General features: G+C 64.9%; 19 protein-coding genes and 1 pseudogene. 13 read left to right on the top strand and 7 right to left on the bottom strand.

The genetic code is table 11. The annotated features are described in order from the left end of the window. The first annotated feature begins 97 nt into the window (after positions 1-97). On the top strand, positions 98-985 hold the full coding sequence (locus tag MWU77_RS03225) for a chromosome condensation regulator (RefSeq protein WP_169687679.1): 888 nt from the start codon (positions 98-100) through the stop codon (positions 983-985). A gap of 2 nt (positions 986-987) precedes the next feature. On the opposite strand, the gene MWU77_RS03220 is transcribed toward MWU77_RS03225, so the two are convergent. The 3 genes from MWU77_RS03220 to MWU77_RS03210 all read right to left on the bottom strand — a co-directional run bounded on the left by MWU77_RS03220 (position 988) and on the right by MWU77_RS03210 (position 3548). Beyond that, positions 988-1791, bottom strand: a complete 804-nt coding sequence (locus MWU77_RS03220) for an alpha/beta fold hydrolase (protein WP_247272920.1) — start codon at positions 1789-1791, stop codon at positions 988-990. Between the two features lie 174 nt (positions 1792-1965). Continuing rightward, entirely contained in the window at positions 1966-3219 is a 1254-nt protein-coding gene (gene fmdA, locus MWU77_RS03215; protein WP_247272919.1) for a formamidase, read from the bottom strand. A 38-nt stretch (positions 3220-3257) separates the two neighbouring features. Continuing rightward, positions 3258-3548, bottom strand: a complete 291-nt coding sequence (locus MWU77_RS03210) for an FmdB family zinc ribbon protein (RefSeq protein ID WP_169687682.1) — start codon at positions 3546-3548, stop codon at positions 3258-3260. Between the two features lie 159 nt (positions 3549-3707). Here MWU77_RS03210 and MWU77_RS03205 point away from each other — a divergent pair, with 159 nt between their 5' ends. Further along, positions 3708-4667, top strand: coding sequence for a pseudouridine synthase (locus tag MWU77_RS03205; RefSeq protein ID WP_169687979.1), 960 nt, complete (start codon positions 3708-3710; stop codon positions 4665-4667). A 21-nt stretch (positions 4668-4688) separates the two neighbouring features. Here MWU77_RS03205 and MWU77_RS03200 read toward each other — a convergent pair whose 3' ends face one another. After that, positions 4689-5300, bottom strand: coding sequence for a TetR/AcrR family transcriptional regulator (locus tag MWU77_RS03200; protein WP_169687683.1), 612 nt, complete (start codon positions 5298-5300; stop codon positions 4689-4691). Between the two features lie 124 nt (positions 5301-5424). Between MWU77_RS03200 and MWU77_RS03195 the strand changes: the two genes are divergently transcribed. The 6 genes from MWU77_RS03195 to MWU77_RS03170 all read left to right on the top strand — a co-directional run bounded on the left by MWU77_RS03195 (position 5425) and on the right by MWU77_RS03170 (position 11591). Beyond that, positions 5425-5889, top strand: coding sequence for an iron chaperone (locus MWU77_RS03195; protein ID WP_169687684.1), 465 nt, complete (start codon positions 5425-5427; stop codon positions 5887-5889). Positions 5890-5926: 37 nt separating this feature from the next. Further along, on the top strand, positions 5927-6157 hold the full coding sequence (locus tag MWU77_RS03190; RefSeq protein ID WP_169687685.1) for a DUF1059 domain-containing protein: 231 nt from the start codon (positions 5927-5929) through the stop codon (positions 6155-6157). A 229-nt stretch (positions 6158-6386) separates the two neighbouring features. After that, positions 6387-7979 (top strand): ABC transporter ATP-binding protein, encoded by a 1593-nt coding sequence (locus MWU77_RS03185; protein ID WP_206039789.1) that lies wholly within the window; start codon positions 6387-6389, stop codon positions 7977-7979. After that, the gene (locus tag MWU77_RS03180; protein ID WP_169687686.1) at positions 7976-9814 is read left to right on the top strand and encodes an ABC transporter ATP-binding protein; all 1839 of its coding nucleotides are present in this window, start codon (positions 7976-7978) and stop codon (positions 9812-9814) included. Before MWU77_RS03185 ends, MWU77_RS03180 begins: the two co-directional genes overlap by 4 nt. Positions 9815-10183: 369 nt before the next feature. Beyond that, on the top strand, positions 10184-10756 hold the full coding sequence (locus tag MWU77_RS03175; RefSeq protein WP_169687687.1) for a hypothetical protein: 573 nt from the start codon (positions 10184-10186) through the stop codon (positions 10754-10756). A gap of 199 nt (positions 10757-10955) precedes the next feature. After that, the gene (locus tag MWU77_RS03170; protein ID WP_169687688.1) at positions 10956-11591 is read left to right on the top strand and encodes a nucleotidyltransferase domain-containing protein; all 636 of its coding nucleotides are present in this window, start codon (positions 10956-10958) and stop codon (positions 11589-11591) included. A 49-nt stretch (positions 11592-11640) separates the two neighbouring features. On the opposite strand, the gene MWU77_RS03165 is transcribed toward MWU77_RS03170, so the two are convergent. The 3 genes and pseudogenes from MWU77_RS03165 to MWU77_RS03155 form a co-directional block, all read right to left on the bottom strand. Then, entirely contained in the window at positions 11641-11928 is a 288-nt protein-coding gene (locus MWU77_RS03165) for a putative quinol monooxygenase (protein ID WP_169687981.1), read from the bottom strand. Beyond that, the gene (locus tag MWU77_RS03160; RefSeq protein ID WP_169687689.1) at positions 11925-12227 is read right to left on the bottom strand and encodes a HigA family addiction module antitoxin; all 303 of its coding nucleotides are present in this window, start codon (positions 12225-12227) and stop codon (positions 11925-11927) included. The genes MWU77_RS03165 and MWU77_RS03160 overlap by 4 nt, the downstream gene beginning before the upstream one ends. Then, positions 12217-12321 (bottom strand): annotated as a pseudogene (locus tag MWU77_RS03155) (type II toxin-antitoxin system RelE/ParE family toxin); the annotation flags it as partial. The gene MWU77_RS03160 and the pseudogene MWU77_RS03155, both read right to left, overlap by 11 nt. Positions 12322-12708: 387 nt before the next feature. Between MWU77_RS03155 and MWU77_RS03150 the strand changes: the two are divergent. From MWU77_RS03150 to MWU77_RS03130, 5 genes are all read left to right on the top strand, one after another. Continuing rightward, a complete protein-coding gene (locus tag MWU77_RS03150; RefSeq protein WP_247272918.1) occupies positions 12709-13011 on the top strand; it encodes a helix-turn-helix domain-containing protein in 303 nt (100 codons plus the stop codon). A 311-nt stretch (positions 13012-13322) separates the two neighbouring features. Continuing rightward, positions 13323-16025 carry a hypothetical protein gene (locus MWU77_RS03145; RefSeq protein WP_247272917.1) on the top strand — a complete coding sequence of 901 codons (2703 nt, stop codon included), beginning with the start codon at positions 13323-13325 and terminating at the stop codon, positions 16023-16025. 99 nt (positions 16026-16124) lie between these two features. Next, on the top strand, positions 16125-16436 hold the full coding sequence (locus MWU77_RS03140; RefSeq protein ID WP_247272916.1) for a hypothetical protein: 312 nt from the start codon (positions 16125-16127) through the stop codon (positions 16434-16436). Next, positions 16426-17046, top strand: a complete 621-nt coding sequence (locus MWU77_RS03135; protein ID WP_247272915.1) for a hypothetical protein — start codon at positions 16426-16428, stop codon at positions 17044-17046. Before MWU77_RS03140 ends, MWU77_RS03135 begins: the two co-directional genes overlap by 11 nt. Continuing rightward, positions 17043-18230 (top strand): relaxase/mobilization nuclease domain-containing protein, encoded by a 1188-nt coding sequence (locus tag MWU77_RS03130; protein ID WP_247272914.1) that lies wholly within the window; start codon positions 17043-17045, stop codon positions 18228-18230. The genes MWU77_RS03135 and MWU77_RS03130 overlap by 4 nt, the downstream gene beginning before the upstream one ends. The last annotated feature ends 479 nt before the right edge of the window (positions 18231-18709 follow it).

The raw sequence follows: 18709 nt of genomic DNA, 5'->3' as shown, positions 1-18709 counted from the left end.
CGCGACCATTGTGTCGTACCCTGCCCCATTTCGGATCATCGAGGTGTTCTGCGCCGTTGAACGGACAGTTCACGCATCGTCCGGATAGCGTCACGGCATGATCACCGGCCTGCATTCACCGATCGCCGCAGGGAGACGTCATTCCGTTGGACTCCACACCGATGGAACCGTCGTCGCTGTAGGAAACGGCTCTGCCGGCGAGTGCGACGTTCCCGGATGGCGGAACATCGTCGCAGTGGCTGCCGGGAATGTGCACACCGCCCGGAACACAGGAAGGTCTCACACCATCGGCCTGCGGTCCGACGGGACGGTCATGGCGACGGGGTGGAACGGCGACGGACAGTGCAACGTGGGCACATGGCACGAAATCGTCGCGGTCGCTGCAGGCTGGCGCCGCACGCTCGGAGTGCGGGCAGACGGCACAGTCGTGGCCGCCGGCCGCAACAACGAACTGCAGTGCGATGTCGACTCCTGGCGCGAGGTCGTCGACGTCGCCGCCGGTGACTGGCATTCCGTCGGCGTCCGGAACGACGGTACTGCCGTCGCCACGGGCAACAATCGATTCGGACAGTGCGAGATGGACGACTGGCGAAACCTCACCGCGATCACCGCGGGATACCTCCATACCGTCGGTCTGAGAACCGACGGAACCGTTCTCGCTGCCGGGCAACGTAAGTCGGGTGCGTGCGACGTAGACGAATGGGCCGGAGTGACATCGGTGGCCGCAGGGAGTCATCACACCGTCGGCGTGCTCGCGAGCGGCAGGGTTCGCGCCGTCGGCGACAACAGTCACGGGCAGTGCGACGTCCACGAGTGGCACGGCATCGTCACGGTCGCGGCGGGCTCCACTCACACGCTCGGTCTACGCACCGACGGCACAGTTGTTGTTGCGGGTGGTCCGGCGGGTGGTCCGGCGGACGGTCGATGCGATGTCGATGAATGGCACGACATTCAGCTACCCAGATCTCGACCTCGTCTGCAATAGGCCTACCGATCGTGACGAGCGACGAATTCGCGAACCCGGTCGATGACCGCCTGCGGCTCATCCACCAGCACCGCGTGGCTTGCATCAGGGAGTATGTGCAGCTCGGCCTGGGGTGAGACGTCGCGAACCACCTTCGACGCACGTATCGACGGAACCAGCCGACTCCGACCCCCGAGCATGATCATCAAGGGCGTTCGGATGCCTTTCCACTGGTCCTTCGTCAGCCGTGTCGGGCGCGGCGTCCCCCGCTGCACGAAGTCGGTACGAGCAGCCATCAGTAGGTCGAGCATCGTGGATTCCGGTAGCCGTCCTCCACGCACCCATGTGAGGTATGCCCGATACTGCTCATCATCGCCGAGCAGCATTCGCAGCATCTTCGACCACGCACGCACGGGCATTCTCACGATCGCTCCGGGCGGCTCGATCGCCGTGACGCTGAGGAGACGTTCGGACGCTTCGACGGCGTGGTTGAGCGCGACCCACCCACCGTACGAGTAACCCATGAGGTGCGCGCGATCGATATCCAGGCCGGACAGTGTCTCTCCCAACCAAGTTGCTACGTCCCTCCCATCGGCGACGGGCCGGCGCTGCACGCTGCGACCGGCATCCCAGACGGTGTCCACCGCGATGATCGGCCGGTCGAACTGCCACGCCTCGGCGAACCGATCCCAGACCGCGACGGTGCTGCCCCCACCTTGCAGGAGTACGAGGGGGTCCCCGGCCCCCGAGCTGCGCACCGTCGAGACCATGGTCGACCCGAAACTCGTCTCCACCGAACGATCTTCACGATCGGGCCACTTCGTCATCGCCTTGTCAAAGGCACTCAGAAAATGCTCCTCGGACCGCGTGTTCTCAAACCTCCCGACCATTTCACCCATACGACGAACATAACTCGGCCGGCGGGGATGGCGTCGGCGTCTTCCCCGTGGAAGTGCCGCTCCATACGTCTACGGATCCTGCCGCGATCGGAATCGCGAGGCTCACGCAGGAGAACGCGGCGCCCCGATTCCCGGATCGATCCGCACCGGGCCGTCCACCGTGGGCGACAACGGGAAATCGAAGATCGCGGTCGGGAGATAGACGGTGGCACAGGAATTGGGGATGTCCACGACTCCGGACAGCCGTCCCTCGATCGGTGCGGCGCCGAGGAGAAGGTACGCCTGCTCCGGGCTGTACCCGAACTTCGTCAAGTACTCGATCGCGTGCAGGCACGCCCGTTGGTACGCCAATTGCGAATCGAGATAACGCTGTTCACCGTCGAGCGTCACCGAGGTACCCGAGAAAGCGAGCCATTCGGAGAACTGGGGGTCGGTGGTCCCCGGCATGAAGATCGCGTTCTCACTCACCCCGTAGGTATCCATTCCGCCCGGGATGAGATCGACACGCAGATCGATGAAGCCACCCATCTCGATGGCACCGCAGAAGGTGATCTCGCCGTCGCCCTGCGAGAAGTGCAGGTCGCCGACCGACAGGTTCGCGCCATCGACGAATACCGGATAGAAGATCCGGCTGCCTTTGGTCAGATTCTTGATGTCCTGGTTGCCGCCGTTCTCGCGGGGAGGGGCCGTGCGTGCGCCTTCCCCCGCGACACGGTCGAAGTCCGCCCCGGTGAGGCTGCCCAGGATCGCACCGTTCGGTTCCGGTGGTAGCGCGAGAGGGGGCACCCGTTCGGGGTCGGTCGCGATCAGCGCGGCTTCACGGGTGTTCCAGGTGGACAGCAGATCATGCGACGGCGCCGTTCCCATCAGTCCTGGGTGAACGATGCCGGTGAACGAGACGTGCGGAATGTGGCGGCTCGTCGTCTTCTGGCCCGAGAAATCCCAGACCGCCTTGTAGGCGTCGGGGAACTGCTCGGTGAGGAAGCCGCCACCGTTGGGCTTGGCGAAGATGCCGGTGTAGCCCCAGCCCTGTCCCGCGAGCGGACCGGAGTCCTCCTGTGGGATCGGGCCGAGGTCGAGAATGTCGACGACCAGGAGATCACCGGGTTTCGCGCCCTCTATCGCGAACGGCCCCGACAACGCGTGCACCGTGTCCAGCGGCGCGTTGCGGATGTCGTCAGCGGAGTCGTCGTTGTGAATTTCCCCGTCGAACCATTCCCGGCAGTGCACCCGGAACGACTCCCCCGGCTTCACCGTGGCCACCGACGGGATGTCGGGATGCCAGCGGTTGTGACCGATCTTGTCCTGGTCGGTGAAGCGGCGTGTCGAATCGAGCGGAAAGACGACGTCGGGCACTGGACCTCCTGGGTCGGTCGATCTCGGTCAAAGCGGGTTCAAGGGCGCGGAAGCAGCCGATGCCTCGGGTCGGTCGAGACCGGACGGGGCGCACGCCGCGGGCCACCGGGGAGTTCACCCGATACGACCCCGGGTTCGGACGCCGTGCGCGCCGTCGCATCGTGCAGGCGCATCGCGGTCGAAGAGCCGCGACCGAGACGCGGCGCCGTGATCGCGCGGGGCGCGTGTTGCCCGCACGAAGGGCATGCAGTGGACGGGCCGACGTCGTTCATCGGGATCGATGCGTCGAACGGACCGCACTCGGCGCACCGGAAGTCGTACAGCGGCATGGCTATCGACCTTTCGAATCGATCTGCTGCCGAAACCGTAACCGACCGGCGTGTTCCGCGCGCCACGTCGACGAAACTCGTAACTTCCTGGTAATCCCGGCGCTATCGGTCCCGTCGGCCATCCGCGTGGACGGCGGTGGGAGAATCGGCGCCGTGCCGATGCCCTCACCGCTGCCCGTCAAGAACGGAGTCGGACCGACACGTCTGAGTGTGCCGACGACCGGTCCGTGGTCGACGATCGCCGAGTACGTGGTTGCGAGATTCGATCACATGGACGCGGACACCCTGTATCAGCGGTTCGATGCCGGCGAGATCGTGGGAGCCGACGGTACTCCGATCGATCGCGGCACCGCATTGGGCACACACAGATTCATCTGGTACTACCGCGAACTGCCCGTGGAAGATCCGGTGCCGTTCCACGAAGAGATCATTCATATCGACGACGACCTCGTCGTGATAGACAAACCACACTTCCTCCCGACCACTCCGGGCGGGCGCTACCTGCGTGAGTCGGCACTCGTCCGCTTGCGGATCCGCCTGGACAACCCCGACCTGACGCCGATTCATCGACTGGACCGCGCGACGGCCGGTCTGGTGATGTTCTCGACCCGTCCCGCAACACGCGGCGCCTACCAATCACTGTTCGAGAAGCGGCAGGTCACGAAAGTTTACGAGGCGGTTTCGGCACTACCGCCCGGCTGGGACGCTGGCTCGCCGACGCTCGCAGGACACGCGTGTCCCGTCACCTTCCGGAACCACATCGAGGCCCGCAAGGGCGAACTGCGAGTGGTCGTCGACGACGGCCGGGAACCCAACTCCCAAACCGTGGTCGAGGTGTTCGGTTCCGGTGTGAGCGCATCCGGACGAGCTGTACTCCACACGATCCTGCGTCCGCACACTGGCCGGATGCACCAGCTGCGGGTGCATCTGGCCGCGCTCGGTATCGGAATCCTGGGCGACCGTTGGTATCCCGATCTACTTCCCGAGTCTCCGGACGACCATTCCCTGCCGCTCCAATTACTCGCGCGGGAACTGGAATTCACCGATCCGCTGTCAGGAGAGCTCCGACGATTCGTCACCGGGCTGACGCTGAGCGAGATCCCGCTTCCGGAGCATTGAGACGCTGCCGCACCTTCGCAGCTATTGTCCGGTGACGCTGTAGGCGGCGAGGAACATGTCGATGAGTCCGTCGATGACCTGTTCGTCGACCGGTCGCGGGGTCAGGAGCAGCCGATAGTAGAGCGCCCCGGCGAGCACCTCGGCGGGGATCGTCAGGTCTACGCCGGACTCGAGCTCGCCATGTTGCTGTGCGAGCCGGATGCGATCGAGCGTCCTCTGCTCGACTGTCGCAAGGAACCGCTCGTGCAACGTCTTCCGCAGTTCCGGATCGGCCTGGGCCTCGGCGATGACCGCTCGGTAGACGGGGCCGATCGGCGGTGTGGAGAGAGCGTGAACAGACCGGCGGAACTGTTCGCGTAGATCCGCGCGGATGCCGCGCGTCGTGTGGTAGTCGAGTTCGGTGATCCACACGTGGTTCAGTGCGTCCAGGAGCAGCTCGGGCATCGACGACCAGCGGCGGTAGATGGTGTGCTTCCCGACTCCTGCGCGCTGCGCGACCGCTTCGATTGTCAGACCGCGGTAGCCCGCCTCGGTCGCAAGCCCGAGCGTGACATCCAACAACTGACGGGTCAGCGCTTCCCCTCGGCGCCGCGGCGCCCTCGCTTCCGGCGACGAGTGCTCTCGATCATCCATACCCTCATGATATCGGCACGCATCGTGCCGTTGACAGCACCCAACCCTCGAGCGCACACTTATCCGTAACGGCACGAACCGTGCCGTTACGAGTCGGAAGCGGAACAACACGGGAGGAACGACGATGAGCACCGACACAAGACACACGACTACCGACGAACAGCAGACATTCACCGCCGAAGAGCGAGCGGCCATGAAAGAGCGTGCGCGCGAGGCACGCGCGTCGACGAAACACGTCTCCGCCGACCGGAAGGCCGCAGAGGACGAACAGGCCGTACTCGCCAAGATCGACGAGATGCAGGGGCGCGATCGTGAGATCGCCGAGAAAATCCACTCACTCGTCACAAAGAGCGCACCGCAGCTCGCACCGAGAACCTGGTACGGCATGCCTGCCTACGCACTCGACGGGAAGATCGTCTGCTTCTTCCAGAACGCCGCGAAATTCAAGGCTCGCTACGCAACTCTCGGGTTCAGCGACGAAGCGCAACTCGACAACGGCGCCATGTGGCCTACAAACTACGCCATCACCGAGATGACCGACGACGTCGAGATGCAGATCATCACACTCGTGCGACGTGCCGTCAGCTGAACCTCCCCCACACCCCACCTCATTCGAAGGAGATCCGATGAAATCCATGACCTGCCGAGAGCTCGGAGGGCCCTGCGACACAGACCTCCACGGCGAAACAGCCGACGAGATCATCAAGGCGCAGGACCGTCACCTACGGGAGTCCGTTCACAGTGGCGACACCGATCACGTTCCGGCACACGAGGAGATGAAGAAGCGGTGGAAGCACCCGATCAAGGCGATGGGCTGGTACAACGACACCAAGAAGGCATTCGCGGCACTCCCCTGATCGGGTGAGCGTCCCTGAACTCCCTTCGTTCAGGCGCGTTCGACCGGCAACCCCGGCTCACCGGTAACGGTGCACCGGAAACCACTGCACATTCGAGGGCGGCGCCGCTCGACGGGTCCGGCGCAACCACCACGGTCGGACGGAATCGCTCCGTCGCGGTCGCCGCCCTCGCCCGGCTGAGGCACGCGACCAGAGCCTTTACTTTGCCTACAAAGTAATATCGTCCCTTATGCCTGATATCCCCCACTCTCCTGGACAGGAGAGTGCCATCGACTATTCGGCGCTTCCCGGGCCGGGCGGAGGCAGATCCAAGATGCCCGCGCTCGATGCGCGGGCGTGGACGCTGAAGGTGGCGCTCTCCCAGCGCCCGTGGAGCTTCGTTGCGTCGGCAGGCATGGCAGCCTCGTTCGTCTGTAACGGTCTGACGCCCGTGGTGGTGGGCAAGGCCGTGGACGAAGCCATCGCCACCTCGTCACTCCACCGGCTGGGTTTCTGGATCCTGATGCTGGGCTGCCTCTTCGTGGTGGCCATCGGCGTGAACTGGATTGCGCGTTTCATGCTGATCCGAAGTCAGCAACTGGTTAGTCATGACCTGCGCACCATGGTGACCGACCGCATCCAGGATCCGCGTGGGTTCGCCGGTCGCGAGCGCACCGCCGGCGGCTTACTGTCGATCGCGTCGTCCGACACCAACCGGGTCGGTGACATCGTCATGATGACGGTCATGCCGGTGGCCGAGGCTGCAGCCATCACCTACGGCGCCATCATGATGTTCACCATCAATCCCTGGCTGAGCCTGGCAACCCTCATCGGCGGGCCCCTCCTCGTGGTCGTTGCGCTCGCGGTGGCCCGGCCGCTGCAGAGTCGTTCGGTGGCACGTCAACACGCAATCGCGCAGGCCGCGGCGACCGCCACAGATGTGGTCCAAGGGCTGCGCATCCTCAAGGGGCTGGGCGCAATCGTCACTGTCCGGAATCGCTATGACGAGGTCTCGGACATCGCCTATCGCAAGACCGTTCGCGCCAACGGGGCTGAGGCGAGCCTCAACGGTGCCACCGAGGCGGCCGGAGCGATCTTCGTCTCCGCCCTCGGCATCGCCACCGGCGCGCTCGCACTCAATGGAAAGGTCACCATCGGTGAACTCATCACGGTCGTGGGCCTGACCCAGTTCCTCATCACTCCGATGACGATGTTCGGAAGGAACCTCGCCTCGCGCTGGGCTTCCGCCGAGGCATCCGGGCGGCGCATCCGCGAGGTTCTCGGAGCAGACTTCGAGCGCACCAGCGAGGTCGACGCGGCCGAGGCCACCCGGTTCATGGCGACCCTACCGACCGGCCTCACCGTCGTCCGCGGCACCGATCACGAGCTGGTCGCCCGACTCGAGTCGCTGCCCCGGACCAGGGTGATCGTCGTCCCGCACGCGGCCGACCTGTTCGACGGCAGTGTCGCCGACAACGTCCACCCCGACCGGGCCACGGCCGAGGAAGCACTCCGCGTCGCCTGCTGCAACGACATCCCGGAAGGTCCCGGCAAGCGCGTCGGCGAGAACGGGCGGATGCTGTCCGGCGGTCAGCGCCAGCGCGTGGCCCTGGCGCGCGCAATCGCCTTCGACCCCGAACTCCTCGTATTACAGGATCCGACCACCGCGGTGGATTCGGTGACAGAACAGAACATCGCCGAACAGGTGTCCCGCCACCGGGCGGGCAAGATCACGCTGATATTCAGCGAGGCCCCTGCATGGAACGCTGTCGCTGCCAACCACCTGAGTGCGGAGGATCTGAAGGCCACAACCGAGGAGCTACTGGCAGGGGCCACCGTATGAGTTCGCCGACGAGCCCGACCCCACCCGTCAAGGCCGACACCACCCTTCGATTTCCCCTGGCCACCCTGAGTCAGGTGCGGCGCGAGGTAGCGCACCAGTTGGGGCGGGTCCGCCACGCGAAGCCGTTGTTCCTGCTCGCACTCGTGCTGCTCGGCCTCGGCGCCTACGCCGGAGTGCTGGTGCCGCAGCTGATGGGCCGGATCGTAGACGTGGTGATGGGCGATATCCAGCAATCACTGTGGCCGATCGGCGCAGGCCTGATGTCGGCGGCGATCGCCGGCGCGGTCATGAGCGCCTGCGGTTTCTATCTGGTGGCCCGGCTGTCCGAGCGGGTGATCGCGAACCTCCGCCAGGACATGGTCGGCACCGCCCTCGGGCTGCCCACTCACCGAGTCGAGGATGCAGGCACAGGTGACCTCGTCAGCCGGTCCACCGATGACGTCGCCGAACTGTCGGCTGCCGTCACCGAGACCGTACCGACGCTCTCCACCTCGTTGTTCACGGTCATTGCCACCGTCATCGCCCTGTTCACGCTGGATTGGCAGTTCCTGATCATCCCGGTCATCGTCGCGCCGGTGTACTACCTTGCCGCGCGTCTCTACCTCAGCAAGGCGCCCAGACGCTACGCCGACGAACGCGCGGCAATGGCCGAGCGCGCCCGCCGCGTTCTGGAGGCCATCCGGGGTCGAGCGACAGTGCGTGCGTTCTCGATGGAAGGCCGCATGCACACCGAGATCGGGAACGCCTCGTGGAGCGTGGTCCGCAAAGGGATCAGGGCACGCACCACCATGCTCGGCCTCAACGCCTGGATGCTCGGCGCCGAGTTCCTCATGTTGACGATCGCGCTGTCGATGGGATATCACCTGGTGTCCACAGGCGCCCTTACCGTAGGTGCCGTAACCGGCGCGGTCCTCATGATCATCCGGCTGCGCGGTCCCTTGAACACGTTCATGCGCGTGCTCGACGTCGTACAGTCCGGGTATGCCTCGCTGGCGCGTGTCGTGGGAGTGGTGACGGATCCACCGGTGCCGGTACCCGACAGCGGCGTCGATGCTCCGCAAGGTCGCGTCGAGCTGCGCGCCGTCAGCTTCGGTTACGGCGATTCCTGGGCGGTACGCGATATCGACGTCACCATCGGCCCGGGCGAGACGGTCGCCATTGTCGGTGCATCCGGAGCCGGAAAGACCACGGTGGCAGCGCTTGTGGCGGGACTGCGAGTACCCGATGCCGGTGTGGTGCTCGTCGACGACCGCCCCGTGTCCTCGCTGTCCGACCGTGAGCGCATCGCACGTCTCGCCATGGTCAGCCAGGAAGTGCATGTCTTCTCCGGAACCCTGCGCCAGGACATGACTCTCGCCAAGCCCGATGCCACCGACGCAGAACTCCTTGCGGCACTCGATCTGGTTCATGCGCGCCCGTGGTTCGACCGGCTACCCGAAGGTCTCGACACGGTGGTCGGTGCGCGGGGAATCCAGCTCGATCCGGTGGCCGCGCAACAGCTCGCACTGGCTCGCGTCCTGCTTCTCGACCCGGCCGTCGTCATCATGGACGAGGCAACCGCCGAGGCCGGCTCTGCCGGGGCGGGGGCGTTGGAAGATGCTGCCGACGAAGTGACCCGTGGTCGTTCCGCACTGGTGGTTGCGCACCGCTTGGACCAGGCCGCACGTGCCGACAACATCCTCGTCATGGACTCGGGTCAGGTTGTGGAGCAGGGCACCCATGACCAGCTGCTCGCTCGTGGCGGCATCTATCACCGATTGTGGTCCGCGTGGACTGCCGGTCGGCAGGAGACCGACGACGTGCGCGCGGAGAAAGTACACGCGCACCGCAACTGATCCGCGCGAGGGGGTGGTTGTGTGCGAGATTCCCGTCGGACTCGCACACAACCACCCCCTCGTCGCAATACACAACGGGAGGCGCGTCAACGCTGACGTCGAAGCGGAACTGCCACGGCAGCCGGATCCAATCTGTGTTCCGGTCCAAACCTATTCTCGAATCAGGTCTTTCGCACGATCCGGGCCCTCATGCCGAAACGAGACTGCCGTTCGTGGTTCCATTGACGAATGACCGATTGGGCACAATTGGACGATGCATACGGCTCAGCCGTGCATGTTCCTGCTCTGCTTGCGGCTGCCGAGCAATCCGGCGTCACCTTCGGACCGGCGTGGGACGACGTGTGGAGTCACCTCTGCCACCAAGGAACGGTGTACAGCGCGAGCTATGCGGCCATCCCGCTCCTGGCCGACATGTGTTCGCGACAACCGGTGCGCGGCTTCATCCCTGGACTCCAACTGGCCGGCTCGATCCTTGCTTCCACGGACGGGCCGGCGAACCCGAATGTGATGCGAGCAACCTACGCTCCCGCAATTTCCCGCCTCCGCGACGTTGCTGTCTCGGCGTTGCAACTGGCTGAGAGTGACACCGAGTTCATCTACGGCCTCGAAACGCTCGCAGCCTTCGAAGACCTGGGCGTCTGGCAACGAACTCTCGCCTACCTCGCCGATGGTGAGGCGCCACTCGAGTGTGGAGGCTGTGGGACACAGCTGCTCCTTCGGTTCGATGACAGTCCGCCAAGTGTTACGAGCGGGAACACAGCGGAGGGCAAGCGAGATGTGGTGGGAGCAGAGCCCACCGAGGGAACTCACGAAGCTCGGCTCTCGAGCCTTGCCGACATCCACGGGCGGGCGACTGTGGCCGAGAACCTTCACTACTACTTTGGCGTATCGACTTGCCCCGCGTGTGGTGCGGAGCTGGCAATCGCCGATTCCTTCGCGTGACCTGGTCCGCGCCGTCATGCCACGAGCCGACCAACAGGTCACTTACCGGCGGCTTTGCCACCTGATGTCGTTTGAAAACAGAACTCGACCACGTCGCCACACATAGCAACCTATGACTCGCCGGCTGGAGGCTCGGGTCGATAATCGGCGCGGCCTGCCGACGCAGGAGGACGTGTCCGGGCTTTGGTAATTTGCCGAGATGCTCGATCATGACGAGGTCCTGCGACTGTATGGACCATGGAAGCACCGCACCCCGCAGGACGCCGCCGACCTGCTCCGCGACTATCCCGGCCGATGGTGGATCGCCGGAGGCTGGGCAATCGATGCCTTTGTTGGTTCGGGCCGCGAGCATGGCGACCTCGATCTCGGTGTCCCGCGCGAAGAGGTCGAACAGTTTGTTGACTTCGTCTCATCGCGTCTCGATGTGTGGGCCGCGTCCGGCAGTCTGACTCCGATCCTTCCGAACCGAAGTACACCGATCTTGGACGAGTGCGGAAACCTTTGGCTCCGTGTGAGCGGGGCCGAGCCATGGGAGTACGACGTACTGCTCGAGAATGTCCGAGGCACCACCTGGCACTACAAGCGAGCTCCGCACGTCACGAGGCCACTTGATGAATGCCTCTGGAATCGCGCCGGAATTACTTACCTGCGCCCCGAAGTCCAACTTCTCCTGAAAGCCAAGCATGCTCGAGCCAAGGATACTTTCGACCTCAATCGCTGCCTGCCACTTCTTGATGAAGCGAGCCTCGCATGGCTCGGAGAAGCTCTCCGCGAGGAGAGCCCCGACCACCAGTGGCTCGAGCTTCTCGAGTCCCGCCATCGCGGCAGGGGTTAAAACGCAAGCCGGAACTCGACCGGATTACGCGACCGATAAACGTACGCCGTCAGCGTTCCCCGATCGTGACCGCATAGCTGCGTTGAATGTCGGCGGTGGCCCTTCCCCACTCACTGTTCGCCACTCGCTGCTGGTGGAAGGCGAACGCCGCCTCGTCGACAAATCTCTCGTCAACCCGCCAGACCAGCGGATCGTCGGTCCGGTCGACCACGAAGGACAAACAACCCAGCTCGGCCCGCGTCAGGTCGAGGTGACGCGGTAGGAGCCGTTCGACACAATCGGCCTCGTCGGCGTTCACACAGATCAGGTATCCCGAAAGGAGGACCTCGGCCGTCATGCGGACTCCAGAGGTGAGATCGCGTCGAGTTGTTCGCGCAAAACTCGGCGCGCGATCCGCAACTCGTAGTGCGACTGCAGGTTCATCCAGAACTCGGCGGACGGGCCGAAGTATTTGCTGAGGCGCACGGCTGTATCGGCTGTGATTCCCCGCTTGCCGTGCACGATCTCGTTGATCCGCCGCGGCGGGACGCCGATGGACACGGCGAGCTTGTTCTGAGTGATCCCGAATCCCTCGATGAAATCCTCCATGAGGACTTCGCCCGGGTGGATCGGCTCGATCCTGTCGGTGGTAGTCAACGATCTCCACCTCCTCCGGTCCAGCGTCTGTCCACACGAAACAGATCCGCCACTGGTCATTGATCCTGATGCTGTGTTGTCCGACCGGAACTCCACCGCTTTCAGTACAGACCTTGCGTTATGAGCACTCCGACTCGCCTGCGCTTGACAAGGTTGGTAGGATCGCTACAAGTCCTTGATGATCGCGACCGCAAGATCACCAGGGAGGGATCACCCCGAGGGTGGAGGCGAACCAAGGCATCGCCCCACGGTGTAGCGCACCGAACCGCGAGCAGCGGGCAAATCCTCCGACAGGACGTGAAACGGGTAACGGCCTCGCATGGCAGGCGAGGTACCGAATAGGGATTGGGTAGGGAGTTAGCGCTCCCGTAAAGCAACTGACGTCGTAGACGTCGACGGAGCACGGCACCTGCAGGCCGCCCAAGTAGTAAGCCGCTAAACGCAACCCCCTCCGGACAGTTACAGCTGTCTGGAGTTTCTAATGGGGTACACCCCGCCTCCTGCATCCGATCAATCTCACTACCTCAACCTCACCGAGGCCGTCGCGCTGGGCTACGGTGCGTACCAGACCCTTCGCAAGTACATCGCCGATGGGAAGCTGCCAGCGGTCAAGATCGGCGGGCGCGTCAAGGTCCTCCGCGCTGACCTCGACGCCCTCGCTGTCCCGAAGCGAGCCACCACGTTCGAGGACGTCGAGTCCGCGATCCAGCGCGTGGTGGCCACCGCTCCCCCGCTGACCGACGCCCAGGTGCGGCGTCTGTCCTCGCTGCTGGGGAACGCCTGATGGGCGCGCGCTGCGCTGACTGGAACGACAGCAATGTCGAGTACCAGCGAGTCAGGGAGGGTGTCGCCGGTACATCCTGGACGGTCGATCGCGAGGTCGTCAGTGGCGTCGAGACCGCCGTCCTCGTCCGTCGCGTTGAGCGGCCTCTGGGGACGCCGGAACAGCCCTCTGTGAGCGTCGTTTCTGACAACGTTCCCGGGAACGTTGTCAGCGAGAAGGCCGAGAAACAGGGTCCGAACTGCGACGATGCTTTCAGGCCAAAATCCCCTATGGGAACGGCAGACTGGCCTGGCCGGAACGGCCAGGACAGCGTGCCGTCGCCGGAGCCTGATAAGCACTCGTTCGGTGACCTCGCGACGGTGCGCGCGATGGGTTCCGATCAGACCGCCCCGGTCATCGGCTTCGACACTGAGTTCACCTACGACGCCGACGGCCGGCGGTCGATCGACAGCTACCAGTTCTCGGTCTTCGATCCTGAAGACCGTGGCTATCGCTTCGACATCGTGCTGCTGCCGCTGGTCGACGGAGCGGTCCATCATACCGACGGCGGCGGGAGCTACGGCGGTCCGCTGGCCATCGCCGACTGCCTAGCGGTCGTGATCCGCGAGAGCGGCCTGTGGCGTTCGGCCGGTCTTCCCGATCCTCGCGGAGTGGCCCGGCGGAACTTCTGGGTCGGCGGTGACTACGCCGCCAGCATGAGCGCTCTCTACGGCCGTCACGGCATCGGTGTTGTGCTCGCCGGTCACTACCTGCCGGCCGACCTGACGGCGTTCGCCCGGCCGCGTCGGCGCCGGGGCGACGGTCGTTACGACGACATCATGCGCCGGGTGACGTCGGCTTCCGGTGGGCTGGTGTCTCTGAAGCCGATCCGTATGGCGGCGACCTCCGGTCCTCGCGGTTCGAGCCAGCGGTACCTGCCGCTGTCCATCACCGTCCGGGACACGATGGGTCAGGCCGCCGCCGGCTCCAACAGCCTCAAGTCGCTCGGTGAAGTGTGCGGGGTGCCGAAGCTCGATGTCGGTAACGCCATCGAGGACATGACCGGCTACCGCCGCGACCATCTCGCCGACTTTCTGGAGTACGGCGTGAACGATGCCGCGATCGTTCTGGAGTACTCGACGGCGCTCTGGGGAGTCAACGCCGTGCCTCCGGTGACACTCTCAGGCGGGGGTGCTCATGCTCTGCGGGCGGGCATCAAGGGCTACCTGGGCGTCTCCAGCAATGCGGAGTTCTCGGCTCGCTTCCAGGGCCTGGTGTCCGTGGACGAGGGGCAGGAGGTGAGCGACGACGGTCTGAGCTACTACGCCGTGCGCTCGCAGACACCGGTCGACGGTGACGCCAACCAGGTCCATTCCGCTTTCAAGAAGTCCTTTCACGGCGGCTGGAACAGTTGTCTGAAGGTCGGGCATTTCCCGACGATGACCTACGACCACGACATTCAGTCGGCGTACCCGTCGGCGATGGCAGCCGTCGTTGACGTCGACTTCGAGAACGGGTGTATCGAGGAGGTCATCAAGGACCGGGCGTTGTCCGTCGACGACTTCCCGCTGGGGTTCACCACGCCGCTGGCCGCATACGTCAGCTGGGAGTTCCCTGAGGGCGTCGAGCCGTGCCTGCCTGTCCAGGTGGGTCAGTCGATCATCTATCCCCGAACCTCCGAGGGGATCGGTGCCGCGCAGGGCGAGGGAATGGCGGCCGTCGAGTTCGACTCGTTCGAGGGGGCGTGGTGCTGCGGTCCCGAACTGCTGCTGGCTCTCAAGCTCGGTGGTCACGTCGATGTCCAGATCGGCTATCGGCTGCGTGTGCTCGACCGTGATGGTGAGCCCTCTCGGTCCATGCGCGCGGCGGTGCAGCAGATGGTCGCCGATCGCGCTGCGGCCAAACGGATCTGGGGCAAGGGCTCGCTCGTCGAACTGATGATCAAGGTCGCCACCAACTCCTGCTACGGCAAGCTCGCGCAGGACGTCGCTGAGCGTCGTGGCTGGAACTCTTGGGCCGAGGAAATGGTGTCGATCGGTGGATCAGCCGTGACATCGCCGTTCCACGCCGCGATGATCACCAGCCTGGTCCGGGCATTCCTGCTCGGCATGGCCAACCAGGTCGATCTGCTGAGCGTGACGACCGACGGGTTCATCACTCCCGAAGCCGACGTCGAGCGCTGTGACGCCTTCGGATTGGCTGAAGTATTCCGTGCGTCCCGCGAAGCGTTGGTCGGTGACCCGTCGGTCTGGGAGGTGAAGCACCAGCAGGACGATCTGACCAATCTCACGACTCGCGGGAACGTGAGCATGTCGCCGGGCGGGGTGCTCGCCAAGGCCGGGCTGAAAACACCGGACGGCATCGAGCGCGGCGGGTCCATCGCCGAGCGCGAGTGGTTCGTCGACACGGCGGTCTCCCGTGACGGGAAGATCCTGAACGCCTATACCTCCTTCCCGTCGTTCCGGGAACTGTCGCGCACCGCCGACCGTCTCGACTTCGGACCGGTCCACCGGCAACCCGCTGTGTCTCTCGACTTCGACATGAAGCGTCAGCCGATGCTGGACGAACTGCGGGCCGACGAGGTCCGTGGGCATGAGGTGGCCGGCTACGACACCGCCGCGTGGGGGACGGTCGCCGATTACTCGCGTGGACGAGACATCGCCCGCCATATCGCGGCTATGCGCCCCGGCACTACGGGCGAGGACCGGCCGACCGGAACCCTGCGCACGGTCTCCGACATGAAGACGTGGAAGCGCCGCTACGACAGCGCCGTCGGCCGGCGTATCCGAACGGTCGAGTCCGCGCTTCTGACTGAGCTGGTGGCCGCGCACAAGGAGGGTCTGATCGCCGCCCCGGTGCTGGCATCGCGCGTCCCGGTGGCTCAGAAGATCGCCTACCTGTCGTCGCTCGGGCTCGGTGATTTCACACGCGCTCAGTGGGAGCACATGAGTAAGCGCGACCGTCGGGCTCGGGTGCTGGCCGACGCCGATCTGAACGCGCTCGCTGAGGTCGTCGACGGCCTCCCCGACTGGTGATCGGAGGTTATGACCGTGCCCAACGCGCCGCCTGAAGTACTTGCGCCGTACCACCAATTCCGGCTGGGAAGCACCCGGCAACCAATGAGAGGAGATCTGATGACCGACAACAAGAACACCCGTAAGAACCTCGACGAGCTGCTGGCCGAGGCCGAGGCCCGCGTCGCCGAACTGAAGCAGAAGCAGAAAGCGAAGGACGCCCGTGAAGCGGCCAAGCTCGGTAAGCGCCTGTACTCCAAGATCGGTGACGGTCGCGCTGCCTTCACCGCCGAGTTCAAGGTCATCCGCGATGAGCTGTTCCTCGCTGATGACGCTCCTGCCGACGGGCTCGCGGTGACGGAGGAGCCGCCTGCCCCGGTGTCGGCCGGCTTCGGCGAAACCGCCTGGGGTGGTGATGGTTATGGCCAGTAGTACCGCTGCCCGCGTGGCGGGCAAAGAAGCAGAGGCCCCGCCCGGAGCGAGCGAAGCGAGTGAGGACGGGGGCGTGGTAATTGGAGGGCGACGCGAAGCGTTGTCCGACAATTACCCTGCTGGCCGTGGGGGAAGAGTCGCAGAAGCCGCGTGCGAATCGGACCGGCTGTCCGCTCGCGTGACGGTGCGCTTCAGCGCTCCGGAGCGGGCGGCGATCAACGCGCGTGGCGCGGCGCTGGGCGTCAAGCCCGGCGCGTGGCTGCGCGCTTTGGCGCGCGACGGTCTCAACGCTCGGCGCGATGAAGTCGAGCGGCTTCATCGCGCCGCCGCGCGTCGTCCGGACCCTGCGCGGGCCGCGCTGGTGGAGCAACTCCGGCGCGCTGGCTCCGTGCTCTGGCGGGAGCGTCGGCGTGATGAGCTGGCAGTCAAACTCCTAACCGAGATTCGGGATCTGCTCCGCGTTGGTGGCCAGCTCGACGAGAAGCGGACCATTGCGCTCGATGAGGCCCTGGCGGCGCTCACCGACCCCGGTCGGGAGAAGGCTCTCGCTCCGGTGATCGCTGCCGTCGAAGCACTGCGGGCTGACGCCGGGGATCGGACCCGGCTGTGAGTACCGTCAACGTCCGTTCGTCGCAATCGGCACGGTCCAGCGTCGACTATGCCCTCTACGGCGACAGCGGCCAGCTGAAGGAAGAGCACCGGCGGCGCGGTACCAGCCGCGCCGCCGCGCTCTCCTCCTCCGTCGACAACCCTGCCGAGTTCATCGCGCGGTGTGAAGACCACGGGCGCAAGGTCGAGCTGTATAGCTACACGCAGAACTTCTCACCTGACGAGTTCGATGTGAACAACCCCAACGACGTCAAGCGGGTCAATGATCTTGGCCGCAAGCTCGCCGAAGATATGCACATCGCGGACTACCTCGTGGTGACGCACGCCGACAGCCGGGGTAGTCATCTCCACAACCACATCTACGTCTGCAACAACGACCTCCTGACGGGTAAATCGTTGCAGCGGAACACCTCGTGGGCGAAGGGCGTCCACCAGGCCAACGATGCCTTGATGGAACGTGAGGGCTGTCAGGTTCTCGACTCCCCTATGCAGGCGAAGGTCGACTGGTCGTTGCAGCGGGAGCAGTACGAAGCTGGCGGCTTCGAGCAGACCTTAGGCGACAAGATCGCAGCGTCGCTTCGTGACCCGCGCTCGACTGACCGCGAGGCGTACAAGGCCGTGCTGGCTGAACACGACGTGAAGTTCAGCGTGGCCAAGAGCGGTGAGCACCGTTACAAAATGCGTCACCCGAACGGGAAGCTCCTGTCGAAGTCCGGCAAGGTGCTCTCCCTCGACTTCAGCGCGGAGAGTGCTGACGAGATCTTCAACTACCACAGTGAGAACAAGATGAAGGGGCAGACGAATGCCGTTGCTCAACGACATGAAGAACGAGGACCAGGCCGCGCAGACGAGCGCCGAGAACTTGGAGCTGTTGCGCGAGTTGACGACTCGCCAGAGCCGCGTCGAGGAGCACGTCGCCGGGCTGACGACCGCGATCAACAACCTCATCGAGAAACAGGGCAACGACACACTGAGCCTGTCCGGGCGGCTGACGATGATGGAGCAGCAGCGGCCCAGCACTCCGCCGCCGTCCAGCGCGGCATCCGGGATCGAGCCCGTGCGGCAAAGGCTCGACGAGATCGAGAGGACGCTGAGCGTACTCGCCGACAGCGTCAGCGGCAACGATCTGCGCTCGGCCACGAAGGCCCTCAGCGCCGAGACGAAGGGCGCTACTTCGGCCAGTAAGCAGGCGGCCGCCGACGCCCGGAAAGCCGCCGACGCCGCCGAGAAGGCCGCCGGTGCCGTCGATGGTGTGCGGGCCGCTGCCGCGAAGGAGATCCGCGTGGTGGCCAACGCCGTCGTCAACAAGGTCGACAAGGCGATGGACGATGGTGAGAAGGCGAAGGCCGCGCGCGTCGAGAGGCTGGTGGCCGCTGCCGACAAGGTAGCCGCGCGACGGTACTGGGACGCGTTGGGTGCGCTCGTATTGGCACTGGTCCCGGCGTCCGCAATCCTGATGTCCTGGACGGTTCTCGTAGGTGGTGTGTTCTACGCCTGGGAGCTGGTCACCACCGACGGGTCCGCACCGGAGCTGATTTCGAAAGGGCTCCTTTTCGTCCTCGCAGTGGGAGCTGCGCTTTGGGGACTGTGGCGCTCGCTGGTGTGGGCGTACGGCGCCGTGAGCGACTGGAGGCATCGGGACCGTATCTGACGACCAGTCCATC

This window comes from Rhodococcus sp. F64268, from assembly GCF_023015605.1.
GTDB lineage: Bacteria > Actinomycetota > Actinomycetes > Mycobacteriales > Mycobacteriaceae > Rhodococcus.
This window is presented reverse-complemented; position numbering and strand designations above follow the sequence as displayed.

Excerpts from the sequence above, each read along its gene's own strand:
- MWU77_RS03225 (WP_169687679.1), top strand. The coding sequence starts at position 98 with ATGATCACCGGCCTGCATTCACCGATCGCCGCAGGGAGACGTCATTCC.
- MWU77_RS03220 (WP_247272920.1), bottom strand. The coding sequence starts at position 1,791 with ATGACGAAGTGGCCCGATCGTGAAGATCGTTCGGTGGAGACGAGTTTC.
- MWU77_RS03210 (WP_169687682.1), bottom strand. The coding sequence starts at position 3,548 with ATGCCGCTGTACGACTTCCGGTGCGCCGAGTGCGGTCCGTTCGACGCA.
- MWU77_RS03205 (WP_169687979.1), top strand. The coding sequence starts at position 3,708 with ATGCCCTCACCGCTGCCCGTCAAGAACGGAGTCGGACCGACACGTCTG.
- MWU77_RS03200 (WP_169687683.1), bottom strand. The coding sequence starts at position 5,300 with ATGGATGATCGAGAGCACTCGTCGCCGGAAGCGAGGGCGCCGCGGCGC.
- MWU77_RS03195 (WP_169687684.1), top strand. The coding sequence starts at position 5,425 with ATGAGCACCGACACAAGACACACGACTACCGACGAACAGCAGACATTC.
- MWU77_RS03190 (WP_169687685.1), top strand. The coding sequence starts at position 5,927 with ATGAAATCCATGACCTGCCGAGAGCTCGGAGGGCCCTGCGACACAGAC.
- MWU77_RS03185 (WP_206039789.1), top strand. The coding sequence starts at position 6,387 with ATGCCTGATATCCCCCACTCTCCTGGACAGGAGAGTGCCATCGACTAT.
- MWU77_RS03180 (WP_169687686.1), top strand. The coding sequence starts at position 7,976 with ATGAGTTCGCCGACGAGCCCGACCCCACCCGTCAAGGCCGACACCACC.
- MWU77_RS03170 (WP_169687688.1), top strand. The coding sequence starts at position 10,956 with ATGCTCGATCATGACGAGGTCCTGCGACTGTATGGACCATGGAAGCAC.
- MWU77_RS03165 (WP_169687981.1), bottom strand. The coding sequence starts at position 11,928 with ATGACGGCCGAGGTCCTCCTTTCGGGATACCTGATCTGTGTGAACGCC.
- MWU77_RS03150 (WP_247272918.1), top strand. The coding sequence starts at position 12,709 with ATGGGGTACACCCCGCCTCCTGCATCCGATCAATCTCACTACCTCAAC.
- MWU77_RS03140 (WP_247272916.1), top strand. The coding sequence starts at position 16,125 with ATGACCGACAACAAGAACACCCGTAAGAACCTCGACGAGCTGCTGGCC.
- MWU77_RS03135 (WP_247272915.1), top strand. The coding sequence starts at position 16,426 with ATGGCCAGTAGTACCGCTGCCCGCGTGGCGGGCAAAGAAGCAGAGGCC.